The organism is Mesorhizobium sp. M4A.F.Ca.ET.020.02.1.1 (genome assembly GCF_004022645.1).
Taxonomy (GTDB): Bacteria; Pseudomonadota; Alphaproteobacteria; order Rhizobiales; family Rhizobiaceae; genus Mesorhizobium.
The window spans coordinates 1-15,048 of record NZ_RZOI01000068.1 but is presented as its reverse complement, the minus strand read 5'-3'; the positions used below and the strand labels follow the sequence as shown (position 1 = coordinate 15,048).

Genomic DNA, 15,048 nt, shown 5'->3' with positions numbered 1-15,048 from the left:
GATGCGCGGCGTGCCGGGCGCCTGAGGCATGAGCGACCGGCTGCGCCTCACCATCCTCGGCTGCGGCTCGTCGCCCGGCACGCCGCGCATCACCGGCGACTGGGGCGATTGCGATCCCGCCAATCCCAGGAACCGGCGCATGCGCGCGGCCGCGCTGGTCGAGCGGGTCGCGGCGAACGGTGGCCGCACAACGGTCGTCATCGACACCGGGCCGGATTTCCGCGAGCAGATGCTTCTGGCGTCCGTCAAACGCATCGACGCGGTCGTCTACACGCATCCGCATGCCGACCATATCCACGGTATCGATGACCTGCGCGGCTATGTGCTGGAACAGCGCCACTTGATTGACATCCACGCCGACCAGCCGACGATGCGGCGCCTGCGTGAGGCGTTCAGCTATTGTTTCGAGACGCCGCCGGGCAGCTCGTACCCGCCGATCGTCAGGCCGCATCTCATCGACCACGCCAGGCCGGTGGTGATCGAAGGCGAGGGGGGGCCCCTCACCCTCGAGCCGCTGCCGCAAATCCATGGCGACATCATCTCGCTTGGCTTCCGCGCCGGCGGGCTCGCCTATTGCCCTGACATCAGCGACTTCCCCGACGCCACCGCCGAGCGGCTGCGCGATCTCGATATGCTGGTGATCGACGCGCTGCAGTACAACACCCATCCGAGCCATCTGTCGCTCGGCCAGGCGCTCGGCTGGATCGACAGATTGGCGCCGAAAAACGCCGTGCTGACGCACATGCATGTGCCGCTCGACTATGCCAAGGTGATGGCCGAGACGCCGGATCATATCGTGCCGGCATATGATGGCATGGTGATAGAGACCGCTTATCATTCAGCCTGATCGACACCGTTTCTCAAGCGGGCTGCATCGATCGCGTGTCAATTGTGGGGATCCGTGCCGGTCTCGGTTCAATCTCCGATCGGCAATCGCGGATCGTCAAATTGCAGGACGTTGAGATTCTGTTTTATGCGGCGCAAGATCTCCAGGCTGCGGGGGCCGATCGCTTCGGCCGTTGCGATGGCCAGCATGTCGACGACGGCCAGTAGTGCAAAGCGCGAGGAGGAAGGGCGGTAGAGACCACCGTCCTCCTGAACGTTGAACGGTATGACGAGATCGGCACCGCGGGCGAGTTCCGACCCAGGCGCGGTGATGGCGATGGTCTTGGCGCCGTATTGGCGAGCGACCCAGACGGCATCCTTTTGCGACCGCACGGCACCCGATATTGAAAAGACCACAAGCACCGTCTGATGGTCGCCCGCAGCGGCCGTCATGCGCTGCATCTGGCCATCGATATGCGAGGTGACCTGGATGCCGAGACGGAACAGGCGGTTCTGCATCTCGACCGCAGCCATCGAAGAACTCCCGCCGGAGCCGAAAGCAAGGACGGACTTGGCGACGGCCAACCATGCCCCTGCCTTTCGCACCAGTTCCTGGTCGGTGGAGGTGCGAAGTCGTTCGATCGCCTCGATAGCGCCGTCGCAGACATTATCGGCGAGCCAGCGTTCGCCTTCATGCCGGCCCGTCTCGGCGGGCGCCAGATAGGGGCCGCCGACCGCCAGCGCATAACGCATGATCTTGCCACGGCGCATTATATTGCCGACGACATATGCGTCATGCAAAACGGCACGATCGTCGAACGCGGCCTGACCAAGGAGGTGATCGCCGGACCGGCGCATCCATATACGAAGCTGCTGCTTGGCGCCGTTGCCAATCCCGACAATCCGAGGCGGTCTGCCGAGCCTCTCTAGGCAGGCAAGGCAACGCCAAGTCCTTGTTTCGGTTCGCATTTGTCAATGCATTGAAGTTCCATAATCTATCTTATGCGACTTATGGATATAGCGGCTATATAGAGATGCGACACATGGGCAAGTTAGAGACGCGACATTGCCTCTAGCCCTGCTCTCGATCAACCGTTAACGTCAGGGACAAAACACAGCAACGCAACTCACTTCAACCCACGCCTAAGGACCAACAGGCCAGGCGTCTTTGGAGTAGCGCGTTGCCATGCGTTTTCTCATCACCATGTCCGATAAGGAACTGAGCCGCCTCGAAGCATTGCAACGGGTTCGCGATCGGCGTCTGAGCGTCGTTCACGCCGCTGAGATTCTCGGGATCAGCCGAGCTTCATCGGCCGCTCGCCGAACACGAGGATCTCGACGCTGCCATGTGCCATAAGGAGGTCCGTAAACTGTCCCAAGCTCTTACGCTGCGCTACGACAAGGTGCTTTTCATCTTGGAGCCGACTGAGTTCGCAAAGAGCGCGGCTGGTTCGAAAGTTCTTGTTTGCGACTATCCGGATGGACGGCTCGAGATCGTGCACGATGGCATCGCCCTGCCGGCTGTTAATCGCTGTGAGATCGTCGAGCAAAAACGCCTGGATGAGGTTTTGACGTGGATCGCCGACAGGCAGGATGAACGGGAAGTCCATCGCAGTAGACATGCTCCGCGGCGCACCGGACAGGACAACCATATGTTTGGCATTCCTGATGGCGCGGTCAGCAACGGCTATCAGAAGCACAAACCAGGGCGCAGAGCCGACTTTATGAATGACCCCAAGGTGATAGCCAAGCGTGAGAAGGCACTGGCCAAGATAGAGGCCTTCGAGCGGATGCTTGCGGCGGAATGACTATTTTGTGTTGCCAAGCCTTGGCGGCCGGGATCTGTTCGCGCTAATCGTCCGCAAAACTGCGCCGACGCGGGAGTTTATGAATGAGCGACCTAGACCTGTCATCAAATTTCTATGTTGAGTGGTCCGCAAACGGGGATCTCAAATCCGGTAGAATATTCCACATCGAAAGGAATGCGAGTGGCGGCTCCTTGTCGACGCCTGTCGCACGGTTCTTCATGACGAATGCTAGAATACCAGCCGAAGGCTTCTTTCCGCACCAGCGGCTTGATTGCTTCGTGTCCAATACTGAATTCGTTTCCAAGCCGGAACAACTAGCACGAGATCTATTTAAGGCTCTGAGCAGTCGAAACTTGATCGACGAGCCCACGTGGTTGGGCTGGCATGTTGCTGAAGAGCAGGGTGGGGCCGCTTTCGGTGAAGTCTTCGATTTCGATTGATACACAAGCCAAAGTCTCATCATCGGCGCTACGTTGACGTGAAGCCCCATTCGGGCGCTCAAGAGTGAGAAAGCTAAAGCCGGGGAGCTTAACTGGAACGCCCCCGATCAGGCTGCGCCCGGACCAGCTGACGCCCGATCGGGTGCTTCCGTCGCAATTCTAATCTGCTGAAATCGTCGCATCGCAATCTTGCAATGACAGTGGATGAGGCAATCACCGGTGCCTTTGCACGCGACCGCGGTCCTCAGAAATAGTCGAGAAGCCCACTAAAGGCAGCTGCAATCACAACAGTGTGCAGGATGCCAAGCGACAGCCACCTGATACGGCCGCCCGGATCAGCGAATGCTCCGTAAGCGGGAAACTGTGCCACAGCCAGCACCACGGACACGCTGGTGATGGTGTTGTTGGTCAATAGCGTCGCAACATCGGCATCGGATAGAGAAGCCGCGCCAGCACGTAGTCGCCATGCCCGGCTCCGGCAGAAAAGAGCGCCAACAGCAGAGCGACAGGCGTAGCGCACAGACCGAAAAGAAGCCCTGCTCGTGACGAGAATATTGGCAGCGTCATTTCTCCAGAAGCACCGTGAGTCTCACCATTCTATTCCCCCGCCAACATCGACGGTCTGTCGGCTCTCACCGCCGCCCGTCTTCTGGTCATTTGTGATCGGCACCGTCGTCCGTCAGGTTTGAAAGCCGCATGCGATCCGTCTTGGCGCGGTATTGCCTAAGCTCCTGGGGCAAGCCGACCTGATAACCCAGAACTCGTTGGGCACCCGGCTCGATCAGCATCACGCCAGGCTTGTCGACAAATTCGCCGTCGAAATCGGACGGGCTTGCAAGGCCATGCCAGGGCTCGATGCACAGGAATGGGGCGCCGCCCGGCTTGGACCAGATGCCCAATTCATTGAAACCCCGCCAGGACATTTCGATCGCTGGCCCCCGTTCGGCGGCAAAGCGGACACTTGTGCTGGCAGGTTGATCGAGGATGACGGCGTCGTCGTCGAAGAGCCGTTCGGAAAGCGCAAGGGTCTTACCCTCGATCGGAGTGGGTCGGGCCGTCGGCAGCAGCAGGCCATCTTTCAGGCGGCGGATCGGCGCAGGTTCGTTCTCGGCAAACGTGAGCCGATAGGCTTGCTTGGGCAATTCCGGCAGCAGCGGCCAGTTGAAGGCCGGATGCGCGCCGATCGAAGCAGGCAGCACCTCATCGCCCGTGTTGGTGACCTCGAAGGTCACGCGCAGGCGGTCAGGACCGAGGCTGTAACGTATCGCCAGGCGAAAGGCGAATGGGTAGCGTGCGCGGCTTTCGGCATCGTCAGTCAGGACTAGCGTGCAGGAGGAAGGCCCCTGCTCCGCCCAGGCAAAGCGCCTGTCGCGGGCAAAGCCATGCTGCGTCATCGGATAGTTTTGGCCGCGGTGACGCAACCGGTCGCCTCTCAGCCGGCCGACGATCGGAAACAGAACCGGCGAATGACGACGCCAGGCGGGACCGGCTTGCCACAGGAACTCAATGCCTTCGGCATTGCGCAAGGAGACAAGTTCGGCCCCCTGTCCGACAATGGTCGCCCAGATGCCGTCACCGTGCAGTGTCAGGCTGTCCTGTTCCATGCGTCCTCACGGCTGGCTTGGCGAGGCTGGCAGGCTAGCAAGACTTCGCGTGAACTCAAGAGCGGAGGCAGCGCCCGGCTCGACTTCGATTTCGAATGCCCAAGGTGGGCGCCGATCGTTTCCGTTCAGTGCGTGTCACCTGTGATGCGCCGATGGATGCTGTCCAGGCTTTCGGCGAGTGCACCGAACACGTTGCGCGCGGCGAGCTCGTGCAGGACCTGTTCGTTGATGCCGCCACGCGTCGCGTAGTCCTGTGCCAGATGCATGAAATCCGCATCCGGCGAGGTCTCGGGCGCGGTCCCCAGCGCCTTGAAAAGCGAGGCGACATAGTCGCGCGCCGTCCCCTCCCCGACGCCGTGGCTCGTCAGCCAGGTGTGGATGGTCTCGAGGTATTTGAAATAGCTGGCATAGGTCGCGGTCGCGACGCTCAAGGCGTCGAATTCTCGGGAATTATCGACCTCGATCACCTTGCCCAGCCTGCCGAACAATGCCGCAGCGCCTGGATCGGACGGATAGATGATCGTCGCGCCCAGCCGGTGCGCGATCATCGGCATGGGAAGCGCTTTCGTCAGGTGTCCGGCGGGCGCGGTCAAAGCCCTTATATCGTCGAGAGACAATGTGGCGATCAGGCTGATGAGGCGATGGTCGGGCCGAAACCGCAATTCGCTGAGCACTTCATGGGCAATCTGCGGCCTGACCGCGAGCATGACGGTATCGCAATCGTCGAGGACGGCCTGGTTGTCGCTGGCAATGCGAACATCCGGGTGGCGGGAAGCAAGGCTCGTCGCGATTTCTTCGTTGCGCGGCGAAAGCACGATTGCAGCGGTATTTTCCGCGAGGGACCTGAGCCCGGTGACGATTGCGGCGGTGAGCGCGCCTGTGCCGATAAAGCCGAGTTGCATGAGACGTCCCGAAAGGTTGGTTTCGTGTGATGGTCGGCCGACCATAGTGGCCGGAGTGCCGGGTGGGAACGGCCAATGGCCCGACGATCGCGGTCGGTGCGCGCCTTCATCGCCGCCTGGACAAGTTCATGTTCGGCAATGTGCTGATCAATGACGATGCGCCCCGCACGCTGACGCCGGGCATCATGATCTTCAAGGGCTCGCATCAGACCGATTGGGGGGCTCTGACAGCGGCGTCCGTGCTCGCGGTCGTGCCGGCTGGCATCGGCTTCCTCTATCTGCAGCGCTTCCTGTTTGGAGGGCTTGCGGCGGAGCGGTCGAGGGTGAGTTGGGGAATGGACCCGGCCGAGATGCCTCGGCCAGGTCCGATGCCTGACTGGGTTATTCGCGTTCGCCAGTGAAGTTCAGCAGCAGCTGGAAGATGTTGACGAAGTTCAGATAGAGCGAGAAGGCGCCGAAGACGGCGAGCTTCTGCCGCGATTCCGCGTCGAAATTCTCGGCGTACTGCTCCTTGATTGTCTGCGTGTCCCAGGCGGTGAGCCCGATGAACACGGCGATGCCGATCACCGAGATGGCGAACTGCAGCGCGGTCGAGCCGAGGAACAGGTTGACGAGGCTGGCGATCACCACGCCGATCAGGCCCATGATCAGGAACGACGAGAACTGCGTCAGGTCGCGCTTTGTCGTATAGCCGTAAAGGCTTGTCGCGCCGAACATGCTGGCGGCGATGAAGAAGGTGCGCGCGATGCTGGTGCCGGTGAAGACCAGGAACACCGAAGCCAGCGACAGGCCCATGACGGCGCAGAAGGCCCAGAACATCGCCTGCGCGCTGGCCGCCGACATGGTCTGCATGCGGAACGAGAACAACAGCACGAAGGCGAGCGGCGCCAGCATCACCACCCATTTCAACGGGCTGGAGAAGATCGGCACGTAGAGCGCCGGCGTCGAGGCCACGGCGAAGGCGATGGCGCCGGTGACGACGAGGCCAAGGCCCATATAGTTGTAGACGCGCAGCATGTGCTGGCGCAGGCCCTCGTCGTAGAGGGCGCCGGCTCGGGCGCCGCTGCCCGCGCGATATCCCAGATTGGGGGTATTCATCATCGGTCTCCTTGGTTGGTCTCAGTAAAGCGTGCGGGCCAGCGTTTCGGCGGCCCGGTCGAGGTCGCGCGCATCGCTGCGCGCGACCACGGCGTAGGCGACCTCGCCGATCTGGAAATAGGCCGAGGAAATATCGCCCGAGGGCGCGACGGCCGGCTTCACCACGTCGAAGGTTCCGGGCCTGATCGCGAACAGTGAGACCAGGCCGAGATCCTTGGTCTCGAGCGCCATCTCGACGCTCGGGCCGAAGCGCGACGGATAGATCTGCACGTCGCGAACCTTCCAGTCGCCTGGCAGCGACGGCATGACGATCGCGGTCGCGGCACGGATTTCGCCGGGATTGTAGTCCGGCGCTTCACGCTGGGAGGTCATCGCCTCGCGCATCAGCGTCGTCCGGTGCGCCCTCACCGCCTCCTCGACATAGGCCGGCGGCTGCGTGGAAGCGACAACCTTGGTCACCGCGACGGGTCCGAAGATGCCGTTCGCCAGCCAGCCGGCCGCGACCAGGATGGCCGCCGCCGCCGCCCGCTGCAGCACGGAAAAGATGCGGTCCCTGGTCAGTCCGCGCTCCAACCGTCGTGCCGCCTCGGCGGTCGCCGGCCGCGCCATGCCCTTGCCGGCGAGCGCCACGCGCAACTCGTCGCGCGTCCGAAGGTCGGACATCACGCGCGCCGCGACCTCCGGCTGGGTGGACAGGAACGCCTCCACCTCGATGCGGCGGGCCACCTCCATCTGGTCGTCGACATAGGCGTCGAGATCGGCGTCGGTCACGGGATCGAGCATCGCATTCATCGCTCACCTTTGACGATCCTGAGATGGTTCCTGCCGACCGGCGCGGCCTCCTCCATCTCGCGCAGTGCCGCCCGGGCCCGGCCGATGCGTGACATCAACGTTCCCAGCGGCACGCCACTGACCTCGGCCGCCTGGGCGTAGCTCAGCCCCTCGATGGCGACGAGATGTAGCGCCGACCGCTGCTCCTCCGGCAGGGATAAAAAGGCCGTCCGCACCTGCGCCAGACGGACCGAATGGTCCTGGGGCGCCGGGGAGGTGCTGTCGGCAAGGTACCCGGCCTGCTCGACGCGCGCCGCTTCCGACCGGCGCGAGCGGACACCATCGATGAAGGCGTTGTGGACGATCGCAAGCAGCCAGGCGCGAAGGTTGCTGCCGGCACGAAAGGTGCCGCGCCGCTCATAGGCGCGCACCAGCGCGTCATGCACCAGGTCCTCGGCCTCCGTGCTGTCGCGCGTCAGCGAGCGCGCATAGCGGCGCAGCGAACCGAGCTGTCCGACGATATCGAAGCGTGGCATCGACCGTTTCATGCCCTGTTTACGGAGCAGGGCAAGGTTTTAATCCGGCTACAAGCGATTTTTGTCCGATCTGGCGAACGACGCCGATGTGACAGGAACGTGGAGGGCGGCGCAGCCTCAAGATTGATGCAATCGAAAAGCGCTGGCGAAGCGCTGCCGTTTTGCGTATCACTCCGCCGCCATTGGAGCCGTATCGATGTTTGAAACCCTGCAGCCCGCCCCCGCCGACAAGATCCTTGCGTTGATTGGCCTTTATCGCGCCGATCCGCGTCCGGGCAAGGTCGATCTCGGCGTCGGCGTCTACAAGGATCGCGACGGCAGGACTCCGGTGATGCGCGCCGTGCGCGAAGCCGAGAAGCGGCTGCTTCAGGGCCAGGACACCAAGACCTATCTCGGCCTTGCTGGCGACACTGCCTTCGACACGGCGATGGCCAAGCTCACCTTTGGTGACAATGCGGACCTGTCGCGCATCCGCACGGCGCAGGCGCCGGGTGGCTCTGGCGCGCTCAGGCTCGTGGCCGAGCTTTTGCAACGTACCCGAGCCGGCGCGACGGTGTGGCTGTCCGATCCGACCTGGCCGAACCACATGCCGGTGATGCGCGCCGCCGGTCTGCAGATCCGCGACTATCCCTACTTCGACGCCGCTTCCGGCTCGGTGCGCTTCAAGGACATGGTGGCGGCCCTGCGGACGGCTGAGCGCGGCGACGTGGTGCTGCTGCATGGCTGCTGCCACAATCCGACCGGCGCCAATCTCGATGCCGCGCAGTGGGCCGAGGTCGCCGACCTGGTCGTCGAGCGCGGCCTGCTGCCCTTCGTCGACATTGCCTACCAGGGCTTTGGCGAGGGCCTCGACGCCGACGCCGCGGGCCTGCGGCTGCTCGCGGCAAAAGTCCCGGAAATGGTCGTCGCCTCGAGCTGCTCGAAGAACTTTGCTGTCTACCGCGACCGCGTCGGCGCGGCGATGATCCTGGCCAAGGACGGTGCGCAGGCCGATGTGGCGATGAGCCAGATGCTGTCTGCGGCGCGCGCACTCTATTCGATGCCGCCGGACCATGGCGCGGCGGCGGTACGCATCGTGCTGGAAGACGCCGCTTTGCGCGCGGACTGGCAGGCGGAACTAGAGGAGATGCGGCTGCGCATGCTGCGGCTGCGCGTCGCCTTCGCCGAGGCGCTACGCCGGCAGTCCAATTCCGACCGCTTCGATTTCGTCGCCAGCCATCGCGGCATGTTCTCGCGCCTAGGCCTTTCGGAAGCTCAGGTCGAGCGGCTGCGCACCGAGCACGCCGTCTATATGGTCGGCGACAGCCGCATCAACGTGGCCGGCCTGCCCGAGGACGGGATGGACGCGCTCGCCAAGGCGATCGTATCGGTTCTGGACTGAGCCGCCGCGCAGCTGTGGACAACCGCCCTCGCGTCGGCTGCCAGCGTTGGCTGCGCGATGGGCGCAAGGATAGCATCGGCCTGATGAAACCCTCCAAGGACATTTCCCGGCTGATCGAGATCATGGCGGCACTAAGGGCGCCCAAGACCGGCTGCCCCTGGGATATCGAGCAGAATTTCTCGACCATCGCGCCCTACACGATCGAGGAAGCCTACGAGGTGGCGGATGCCATTGCGCGCGGCGATCTCGACGACCTGCGCGAGGAGCTCGGCGACCTGCTGCTGCAGGTTGTCTACCACGCGCAAATGGCTGAGGAGGCTGGCGAATTCGCCTTCGGCGACGTCGTCGAGGCGATCACCGCCAAGATGATCCGGCGCCATCCGCACGTCTTCGGCGACGAGGAGGCGCGCAGCGCCGGCATGGCCAAGGGCATGTGGGAAAAAATCAAGGCGGTGGAGAAGGCGGAGAAGCGCGATGCGCGCCTCGCCCGCGGGCTCGACCCAGAAGACAATGGCAAGGGGTTCCTCGACAGCGTGCCGGTGGCGCTGCCCGCGCTGACCCGGGCGCTCAAGCTGCAGGAAAAGGCGGCTCGCGTCGGCTTCGACTGGAGCGAGGCGGCGCCCATCCTCGACAAGATCGAGGAGGAGATCGGCGAATTGCGCGAAGCACTCACCACCGGCGACGCGGCACCCATCAAGGACGAGTTCGGCGACATGCTGTTTGCCGTCGTCAATCTTGGCCGCCACCTCAAGCTCGACGCCGAAGCCGCGCTCAGCGGCACCAACGAGAAATTCCGCACCCGCTTCCACTATGTCGAGCGAGCGCTGGAAGCCTCCGGCAACACGTTGGAAAAGGCGACGCTGGATGAGATGGAAGCGCTCTGGCAGCAGGCCAAGGGCGAGAAATAACCAGGCTTAACCGTTGTTCTTACGGTGCAATCGGCTCTCGATCTCTTGCCGTGAGCTGTGCGTGGCATTGAGCGAAATGGTGACGCTGCCATCCTCATTGTCGACCCGCGAAACGACGTCGCCGTTGCGGTAGATCCAGTCGACAAGGCCAAACTGGGCTGGCGTCAGCGTCAGCGTCGTCGTTTCCAGCTCACCCGACATCCTGGTTTCGATAAGCGCCTTCAGCGCATCGATGCCCTCGCCGGTGACCGCCGATATGGCGACCGGCGGCGCCTTGGTGGCGGCGCCATCGGCCAGCAACCGCTCCCGGTTGCTCTCGTCGAGCAGGTCGATCTTGTTCCAGACCTCGATGACGCGCTTGGCGTCACTGGCATCGACGCCAAGATCGGCAAGGATGCGCTCGACATCCTCGGCCTGCGCCGCCGTATCGGGGTCTGAGATGTCGCGCAGGTGGATGACGAGGTCGGCTTCGACCACCTCTTCCAGCGTCGCCCGGAAGGCGGCAACAAGATGCGTCGGCAGGTCCGAGATGAAGCCGACCGTATCGGACAGGATGATGGGTGTGCCATGTGGCAGGCGCACGCGGCGCAGCGTCGGGTCAAGCGTGGCGAACAGCATGTCCTCGGCCAGCACCCCTGCCCCAGTCAGCTTGTTGAACAGCGTCGACTTGCCGGCATTGGTGTAGCCGACGATCGCCACAACCGGGAACGGCACCTTCTTGCGCTTGGCACGGTGCAGGTCGCGGGTGCGGCGCACAGTTTCCAGCTCATGCTTCAGCTTGATGATCTTTTCCTGCAACTGCCGCCGGTCGGATTCGATCTGCGTTTCGCCGGGACCGCCGAGGAAGCCGGCGCCGCCGCGCTGGCGCTCAAGGTGGGTCCAGCTCCGCACCAGGCGGCCCTTCTGGTAGTTGAGATGCGCAAGCTCGACCTGCAGCGTGCCTTCCTTGGTGCGCGCGCGCTCGCCGAAGATCTCCAGGATCAGCCCGGTGCGGTCGAGCACCTTGGCGTTGAATTCCTTTTCGAGATTGCGTTGCTGCACCGGCGTCAGCGGATGGTCGACGATGACCAGTTCCGCGTGGCGCTCCTTCACGATATGGGCGAATTCCGCCACCTTGCCGCTGCCGAGCAAGGTGGCCGGGCGCGGATCGGTGACGGTCACCACCGCGCTATGGACCGGATCGAGGTCGATGGCGCCGGCGAGGCCGACCGCTTCATCGTGGCGGGCCTCCGCGGAACGCGTCAGACGCGGCCGATTGGTCTCGTCCTCGCCTCGCGGCTGGCGGGTAAGCACGGGCACAATAACAATGGCCCGGGTCGGAGCTTTGTCTTCCGGCCTCAGCTGATGTGATGGTTTCCCGCGGACGCTGCGGTCCGCGTCTTTCTCACGTGCCAATCAGGCGCCCTGGCCTTCCTCGCCATCGAACATCTGAACCGGCTGGCTCGGCATGATCGTGGAAATGGCGTGCTTGTAAACGAGCTGGGAATGGCCGTCACGCCGCAACAACACACAAAAATTGTCGAACGAGGTGACCACGCCAGTCAGCTTCACGCCGTTGATGAGGAAGATGGTGAGTGGATTTTTGCTCTTGCGAACTGAATTCAGGAACAGGTCCTGAAGGTTTTGCGATCGTTCCGCCATTGTTCTTGTCTTTCGCCGATCCCCTTCGGTTTGCAGCCAATGCGCCAATTTATCCGGCACATGTCAAGCGCGCAAACACCCTCTTGCCGTCAATAACGACAAGCAGAACGAGATATATTGATTTTCATTCCATCTTTGCGGTTATCAGGCCGGACTTTTTTCCGCAACGTCAAAAAAGGCCTGGCGCAACGAAAGTGTCATGGAACCGGGGTGGCCATTGGCCACCGGAGCACCGTCGATTGCCACGATCGGCATGGCAATCGTGGTCGCGGAACTGATGAAGGCCTCGCGCGCCGCCTTGGCCTCGGCGACCGAAAACTTGCGCTCCTCGATCGTCAGGCCGAGTTTGGCGGCAACGTCGAACAGCGTCGTGCGGGTGATGCCGCGCAGGATCCCGTGCTCGGCCGGCCGCGTCACCAGCACGCCGTCCCTGGTGACGATCCAGGCGTTGGAGGAGCCGCCCTCGGTGACCATGCCGTCGGTGTCGACGAACCACGCCTCCTGGGCGCCGGCTTCCTTGGCCTTCTGCTTGGCCAGCACGTTGGGCAGCAGGCCCGTGCTCTTGATATCGACCCTGTCCCAGCGGTTCTCCGGCACGGTGATGACCTTTATGCCGGTCTCTGCGCGCCTGGCGGCAGTGGCGGGGTCCGCCTTCCTCGCGGTCACCACCAGCGACGGCGTGGTACCGGGCCCCGGGAAAACGAACTCGCGGCTGGCGACGCCACGCGTCACCTGGACATAGACGAGGCCGTTGACGACATGGTTGCGGCGCACCACCTCGCGCAGGATGAGCGGCAGCACACGCTGCGTCACCGGCCAGTCGATCGACAGTTCGGAAAGCGACCGGCTCAGCCGGCCGAGATGGCGCGGCATGTCGACAATGAAGCCGCGAGCCACCTCGCAGACCTCATAGACGCCGTCGGCGAACTGATAGCCGCGATCCTCGATATGCACCGAAGCGTCGGCATGAGCGACATAGCGCCCGTTCACATAGGCAATGCGCGGCATGGATCACCCCTGAAGACTTTCGGTTTGTTTAAGCGATTCCGCCGCGGCCGTAATCGGCAATCGGCCGGCTGGGCGCCGCTGGATCAAGTACAGCTGTCCTCAGACGCCCAGCGACTTCAGCTTGCGGTGCAGGGCGGAGCGCTCCATGCCGATGAACTCGGCGGTCTTCGAGATGTTGCCGCCGAAGCGGTTGATCTGGGCGATCAGGTAGTCCTTCTCGAACTGTTCGCGCGCCTCGCGCAGCGGCAGCGCCATGATGTGTTGGTCCGATTGGTTGGGCGTGCGCGGCATGACGTCGCCGATCTCCGACGGTAGCAGATCGGCGGTGATCGGGGCGTCGACGTCCTCGCCGCGCGCCAGGATCATCAGCCGTTCGACATTGTTGCGCAACTGCCGGACATTGCCCGGCCAGTTATGCGCCTGCAGCACGGCGAGTGCGTCGTCGCCGATGCGGCGCGGCCTGATGCCGGCCTGGCGCGCGATCTGCTTCATGAAATTGTCGACCAGATAGGGAATGTCCTCGCGTCGCTCGGCCAGCCCCGGCACCATGACCGGAACCACTGCCAGGCGGTGATAGAGGTCCTCACGGAAGCGGCCGTCGGCGATCATCGCCTCCAGGTTCTGCGAGGTGGACGAGATGATGCGGACATCGACCTTGACCCGCTTGGTGCCCCCTACCCGCTCGAACTGCTGCTCGACCAGCACGCGCAGGATCTTGTTCTGCGTCTCGCGCGGCATGTCGGCCACTTCGTCGATGTAGAGGATGCCGCGATGCGCCTCTTCCAGTGCGCCGACCTTGCGCTCGGTGCCGTTCGATTCGGTGCCGAACAGTTCAATCTCCATTCGCTCGGGCGTGATGGTGGCCGCGCTCAGCGTCACGAACGGTCCGGCCTTGCGCGTCGACAGCGCATGGATGGCGCGCGCCGCCAGCTCCTTGCCGGAACCGGACGGGCCGACGATCATGATGCGGCTGTTGGTCGGCGCGACGCGTTCGATGGTCTGGCGCAACTGGCTCATCGCCGAAGACATGCCGATCAGGTCGAAGGTCTCGCCGCTGCGTTGCTTGAGGTCGGAGACCTCGCGCCTCAGCTTCGAGGTTTCGAGCGCGCGCTCGGCGATCAGGATCAGTCGGTCGGCCTTGAACGGCTTCTCGATGAAATCGTAGGCGCCGCGGCGGATGGCGGAAACCGCCGTTTCGATATTGCCGTGACCGGAGATCATCACCACCGGGAGGTTGGGATGCATCGTCTTGATCTCGTCCAGCAGCGCGAGGCCGTCCAGGCGCGAGCCCTGCAGCCAGATGTCGAGGAAGATCAGCCTCGGCGCGCGATCTGCAATTGCTGCAAGCGCGCTGTCGGCGTCGAACGCCGTGCGGGTTTCGTGACCTTCGTCGCTCAGGATGCCTGCGACGAGCTCGCGGATGTCTTCCTCGTCATCGACGATGAGAATGTCAGACGCCATTACCGACCTTTTCAGTTTCTCTTTCGTGTTCGTTCCGGCCTTCGCCGCGAGGCGGCGTGGCAACGACCGAAGCCGGCGGCAGGATGATCGAGATCATCGCGCCGCGGCCACCGTGGAAATCCGCCGGCGCATCGTTGAGTTCGAGCCGGCCGCCATGGTCCTCCACGATCTTCTTGACGATAGCGAGGCCAAGGCCAGTGCCTTTTTCGCGCGTCGTCATATAGGGCTCGAGCAACCGCTGCCTATTCTCGCGCGGCAGTCCCCTGCCATTGTCGATGACATCGATTCGGATGGCGCCATTTTGACGTCCGGCTTGAATCCGGATTGTGCCGTCCGAACGATCTTTTGCTTCAAGTCCGTCAATGGCCTCGGCGGCGTTCTTGATGACGTTGCCGAAGGCCTGCGCCATCAGCCGGCTGTCGAAGGTGCCCTTCAGTGGTTCGCTGCCGAAATCGCGCTCGAAAGCGATGTCTGAACGACTGACCTCGACCAGGAACGAGGCTTCGCGCAGCGATTCGCGCAGGTCGATGGCCTTCATCTCCGGTTTCGGCATGCGCGCGAAGGCCGAGAATTCGTCGACCATGCGGCCGATATCCTCGACCTGGCGGATGATCGTGTCGGTGCATTGGTCGAAGACCTCGCGGTCCTCGGTGATGACCTTGCCG

General features: G+C 63.2%; 17 protein-coding genes and 2 pseudogenes. 7 read left to right on the top strand and 12 right to left on the bottom strand.

The genetic code is table 11. The annotated features are described in order from the left end of the window. Positions 1 to 28 precede the first annotated feature (28 nt). On the top strand, positions 29 to 847 hold the full coding sequence (locus EN742_RS07525) for an MBL fold metallo-hydrolase (protein WP_128332614.1): 819 nt from the start codon (positions 29 to 31) through the stop codon (positions 845 to 847). A 68-nt stretch (positions 848 to 915) separates the two neighbouring features. Here EN742_RS07525 and EN742_RS37935 read toward each other — a convergent pair whose 3' ends face one another. Further along, on the bottom strand, positions 916 to 1,578 hold the full coding sequence (locus EN742_RS37935; RefSeq protein ID WP_281034947.1) for a MurR/RpiR family transcriptional regulator: 663 nt from the start codon (positions 1,576 to 1,578) through the stop codon (positions 916 to 918). Between EN742_RS37935 and EN742_RS39205 the strand changes: the two are divergent. The 3 genes and pseudogenes from EN742_RS39205 to EN742_RS07510 all read left to right on the top strand — a co-directional run. Continuing rightward, positions 1,570 to 1,734, top strand: a pseudogene (locus EN742_RS39205) (ABC transporter ATP-binding protein); the annotation flags it as partial. The gene EN742_RS37935 and the pseudogene EN742_RS39205 overlap by 9 nt on opposite strands. A 392-nt stretch (positions 1,735 to 2,126) precedes the next feature. Further along, a pseudogene (locus tag EN742_RS07515) lies at positions 2,127 to 2,633 on the top strand (ISNCY family transposase); the annotation flags it as partial. Between the two features lie 83 nt (positions 2,634 to 2,716). Continuing rightward, a complete protein-coding gene (locus EN742_RS07510) occupies positions 2,717 to 3,073 on the top strand; it encodes a hypothetical protein (protein ID WP_127406001.1) in 357 nt (118 codons plus the stop codon). A 244-nt stretch (positions 3,074 to 3,317) separates the two neighbouring features. Here EN742_RS07510 and EN742_RS37930 read toward each other — a convergent pair whose 3' ends face one another. The 3 genes from EN742_RS37930 to EN742_RS07500 form a co-directional block, all read right to left on the bottom strand. Then, positions 3,318 to 3,485, bottom strand: coding sequence for a hypothetical protein (locus EN742_RS37930; RefSeq protein WP_189375219.1), 168 nt, complete (start codon positions 3,483 to 3,485; stop codon positions 3,318 to 3,320). 241 nt (positions 3,486 to 3,726) lie between these two features. Beyond that, a complete protein-coding gene (locus EN742_RS07505; RefSeq protein WP_127406000.1) occupies positions 3,727 to 4,677 on the bottom strand; it encodes an aldose 1-epimerase family protein in 951 nt (316 codons plus the stop codon). Positions 4,678 to 4,802: 125 nt separating this feature from the next. Further along, positions 4,803 to 5,579, bottom strand: a complete 777-nt coding sequence (locus EN742_RS07500) for a pyrroline-5-carboxylate reductase (RefSeq protein WP_127405999.1) — start codon at positions 5,577 to 5,579, stop codon at positions 4,803 to 4,805. A gap of 62 nt (positions 5,580 to 5,641) precedes the next feature. Between EN742_RS07500 and EN742_RS37925 the strand changes: the two genes are divergently transcribed. Continuing rightward, complete coding sequence (locus tag EN742_RS37925; RefSeq protein ID WP_189375218.1) at positions 5,642 to 5,980, top strand: hypothetical protein; 339 nt, start codon at positions 5,642 to 5,644, stop codon at positions 5,978 to 5,980. Here EN742_RS37925 and EN742_RS07490 read toward each other — a convergent pair. From EN742_RS07490 to EN742_RS07480, 3 genes are read right to left on the bottom strand one after another with little or no spacing between them, the layout of a single operon-like run. After that, a complete protein-coding gene (locus EN742_RS07490) occupies positions 5,961 to 6,677 on the bottom strand; it encodes a Bax inhibitor-1/YccA family protein (RefSeq protein ID WP_127405998.1) in 717 nt (238 codons plus the stop codon). The two genes, EN742_RS37925 and EN742_RS07490, sit on opposite strands and share 20 nt — an antisense overlap. Before the next feature lie 21 nt (positions 6,678 to 6,698). Beyond that, positions 6,699 to 7,469 (bottom strand): anti-sigma factor, encoded by a 771-nt coding sequence (locus EN742_RS07485; protein ID WP_126054605.1) that lies wholly within the window; start codon positions 7,467 to 7,469, stop codon positions 6,699 to 6,701. Further along, on the bottom strand, positions 7,466 to 7,984 hold the full coding sequence (locus EN742_RS07480) for a sigma-70 family RNA polymerase sigma factor (RefSeq protein ID WP_189347396.1): 519 nt from the start codon (positions 7,982 to 7,984) through the stop codon (positions 7,466 to 7,468). Before EN742_RS07480 ends, EN742_RS07485 begins: the two co-directional genes overlap by 4 nt. Positions 7,985 to 8,180: 196 nt before the next feature. On the opposite strand from EN742_RS07480, the gene EN742_RS07475 reads away from it, so the two are divergent. Then, a complete protein-coding gene (locus EN742_RS07475; protein ID WP_128332613.1) occupies positions 8,181 to 9,365 on the top strand; it encodes an amino acid aminotransferase in 1,185 nt (394 codons plus the stop codon). An 83-nt stretch (positions 9,366 to 9,448) separates the two neighbouring features. Next, entirely contained in the window at positions 9,449 to 10,273 is an 825-nt protein-coding gene (gene mazG / locus EN742_RS07470; RefSeq protein WP_127407661.1) for a nucleoside triphosphate pyrophosphohydrolase, read from the top strand. 6 nt (positions 10,274 to 10,279) lie between these two features. Here mazG and hflX read toward each other — a convergent pair whose 3' ends face one another. The 5 genes from hflX to EN742_RS07445 form a co-directional block, all read right to left on the bottom strand. Further along, complete coding sequence (gene hflX / locus EN742_RS07465; protein WP_128332612.1) at positions 10,280 to 11,668, bottom strand: GTPase HflX; 1,389 nt, start codon at positions 11,666 to 11,668, stop codon at positions 10,280 to 10,282. After that, positions 11,669 to 11,914, bottom strand: coding sequence for an RNA chaperone Hfq (gene hfq / locus EN742_RS07460; protein ID WP_066989720.1), 246 nt, complete (start codon positions 11,912 to 11,914; stop codon positions 11,669 to 11,671). A 144-nt stretch (positions 11,915 to 12,058) separates the two neighbouring features. After that, positions 12,059 to 12,922 (bottom strand): D-amino-acid transaminase, encoded by an 864-nt coding sequence (locus tag EN742_RS07455; RefSeq protein WP_126054610.1) that lies wholly within the window; start codon positions 12,920 to 12,922, stop codon positions 12,059 to 12,061. Positions 12,923 to 13,021: 99 nt separating this feature from the next. Further along, positions 13,022 to 14,383: a sigma-54 dependent transcriptional regulator gene (locus EN742_RS07450; RefSeq protein ID WP_127422010.1), complete on the bottom strand. Its 1,362-nt coding sequence runs from the start codon at positions 14,381 to 14,383 to the stop codon at positions 13,022 to 13,024. After that, on the bottom strand, positions 14,373 to 15,048 hold a 676-nt coding region (locus EN742_RS07445; RefSeq protein WP_128332611.1), incomplete at its 5' end, for an ATP-binding protein. The genes EN742_RS07450 and EN742_RS07445, both read right to left, overlap by 11 nt.

Excerpts from the sequence above, each read along its gene's own strand:
- EN742_RS07525 (WP_128332614.1), top strand. The coding sequence starts at position 29 with ATGAGCGACCGGCTGCGCCTCACCATCCTCGGCTGCGGCTCGTCGCCC.
- EN742_RS37935 (WP_281034947.1), bottom strand. The coding sequence starts at position 1,578 with ATGCGTTATGCGCTGGCGGTCGGCGGCCCCTATCTGGCGCCCGCCGAG.
- EN742_RS07510 (WP_127406001.1), top strand. The coding sequence starts at position 2,717 with ATGAGCGACCTAGACCTGTCATCAAATTTCTATGTTGAGTGGTCCGCA.
- EN742_RS07505 (WP_127406000.1), bottom strand. The coding sequence starts at position 4,677 with ATGGAACAGGACAGCCTGACACTGCACGGTGACGGCATCTGGGCGACC.
- EN742_RS07500 (WP_127405999.1), bottom strand. The coding sequence starts at position 5,579 with ATGCAACTCGGCTTTATCGGCACAGGCGCGCTCACCGCCGCAATCGTC.
- EN742_RS07490 (WP_127405998.1), bottom strand. The coding sequence starts at position 6,677 with ATGAATACCCCCAATCTGGGATATCGCGCGGGCAGCGGCGCCCGAGCC.
- EN742_RS07485 (WP_126054605.1), bottom strand. The coding sequence starts at position 7,469 with ATGAATGCGATGCTCGATCCCGTGACCGACGCCGATCTCGACGCCTAT.
- EN742_RS07480 (WP_189347396.1), bottom strand. The coding sequence starts at position 7,984 with ATGCCACGCTTCGATATCGTCGGACAGCTCGGTTCGCTGCGCCGCTAT.
- EN742_RS07475 (WP_128332613.1), top strand. The coding sequence starts at position 8,181 with ATGTTTGAAACCCTGCAGCCCGCCCCCGCCGACAAGATCCTTGCGTTG.
- mazG (WP_127407661.1), top strand. The coding sequence starts at position 9,449 with ATGAAACCCTCCAAGGACATTTCCCGGCTGATCGAGATCATGGCGGCA.
- hfq (WP_066989720.1), bottom strand. The coding sequence starts at position 11,914 with ATGGCGGAACGATCGCAAAACCTTCAGGACCTGTTCCTGAATTCAGTT.
- EN742_RS07455 (WP_126054610.1), bottom strand. The coding sequence starts at position 12,922 with ATGCCGCGCATTGCCTATGTGAACGGGCGCTATGTCGCTCATGCCGAC.
- EN742_RS07450 (WP_127422010.1), bottom strand. The coding sequence starts at position 14,383 with ATGGCGTCTGACATTCTCATCGTCGATGACGAGGAAGACATCCGCGAG.